Source organism: Actinomycetota bacterium (assembly GCA_030682655.1).
Taxonomy (GTDB): Bacteria; Actinomycetota; Coriobacteriia; order Anaerosomatales; family JAUXNU01; genus JAUXNU01.
Genome location: JAUXNU010000106.1, coordinates 1 through 1,179 on the forward strand (window position 1 = coordinate 1; position 1,179 = coordinate 1,179).

Here is a 1,179-nt window from a genome sequence, read left to right on the forward strand (position 1 = left end):
ACCTTCGACATGCCGGCCGAGAACCACATCGCGGTGGCCGAACTCGTCATGGAGCGGGCGAAGCGCCTCGTCGAGAGCGGCTACGACGTCGTGATTCTGCTCGACTCGATCACACGTCTCGCACGCGCGTACAACCTGGCGACGCCAGCATCCGGACGCATTCTGTCCGGCGGTGTCGACTCCACCGCCCTCTACCCGCCGAAGAAGTTCTTCGGCGCTGCGCGCAACATCGAGAACGGCGGGTCGCTCACGATTCTCGCCACGGCGCTCGTGGAGACCGGCTCGAAGATGGACGAGGTCATCTTCGAGGAGTTCAAGGGTACCGGTAACATGGAGCTCAGGCTCGACCGCCGCATGGCCGACCGCCGCATATTCCCGGCGATCGACGTCGTTGTGAGCGGCACGCGCAAAGAGGAGCTCCTGCTCGATCCGCAGGAAGCGCCGTTCGTGTGGGGTCTTCGACGCATCCTGCACGGCGTGGATTCGCCCGAGCGCGCGATCGACATGCTGATCAAGGGACTCAAGCAGACCGACTCGAACCTTCTGTTCCTCTCGAAGATGGCGCGCAAGGCCAACGAGAAGAGCAACGGCATCGACCTCTAAGCGCGGTGTCGGATTCCGGTGGACACAGTGGGCGTACCGCAGCGTCGAAAGCGCTTTCTCAGACTCTGTCCGCGTACTCGAGGATGTACCCCGCGAACCGCTCGAAGTCCTCGCGTCGCGTCGAGTACTCGTAGAGTAGCGACGTGTCCAGCATCCTGTACTCGTGCTCGAGGACGTTCCGGAAGCCGGCCATGCCTGCGATCTTCTCAGCGAATTCGGTCGGAAGCACGCCGTGTCTGCCGAGGTCGATGATCATGGCGCGGTATGTCTCCGGCACCCGCCAACCTTGTTCAGCCAGCACGTAGGAGGCCACATCGAGGAGGTCTTGTATCGCCATGTACAAAACGCGTTCGAGCGCGCGGCGATCCCGGAGCCCAGCCGGGTCGAGCAGCACCTCTGGCTCAGCAGGCCTGAATGCCTCCACCTCTCCGAGCGACTCTGTCATACGAGCCAACTTCGTGATGATCCGTTCTCTATCCAGCAAGGAAGCCACCCCGCTTGAGTCGGGCCCGAAGTGCCCGCTCGAACTCGTCGAGCACGGGGGCGAAGTCCAGATACAGTCGAAGCACGCGCAGC

Annotated in this window: 2 protein-coding genes; one reads left to right on the forward strand and one right to left on the reverse strand. The window is 62.9% G+C overall.

What is annotated here, in order from left to right:
* Positions 1 to 603, forward strand: a 603-nt coding sequence (locus Q8K99_06270; GenBank protein ID MDP2182156.1) for a transcription termination factor Rho, incomplete at its 5' end; no start/stop codon positions are given.
* A gap of 58 nt (positions 604 to 661) precedes the next feature.
* On the opposite strand, the gene Q8K99_06275 is transcribed toward Q8K99_06270, so the two are convergent.
* Positions 662 to 1,048 carry a DUF86 domain-containing protein gene (locus Q8K99_06275; GenBank protein MDP2182157.1) on the reverse strand — a complete coding sequence of 129 codons (387 nt, stop codon included), beginning with the start codon at positions 1,046 to 1,048 and terminating at the stop codon, positions 662 to 664.
* Positions 1,049 to 1,179 lie beyond the last annotated feature (131 nt).

Bases quoted from the DNA above. Each gene is read 5' to 3' on its own strand.
- Q8K99_06275 (MDP2182157.1), bottom strand. From the start codon at position 1,048: ATGACAGAGTCGCTCGGAGAGGTGGAGGCATTCAGGCCTGCTGAGCCA.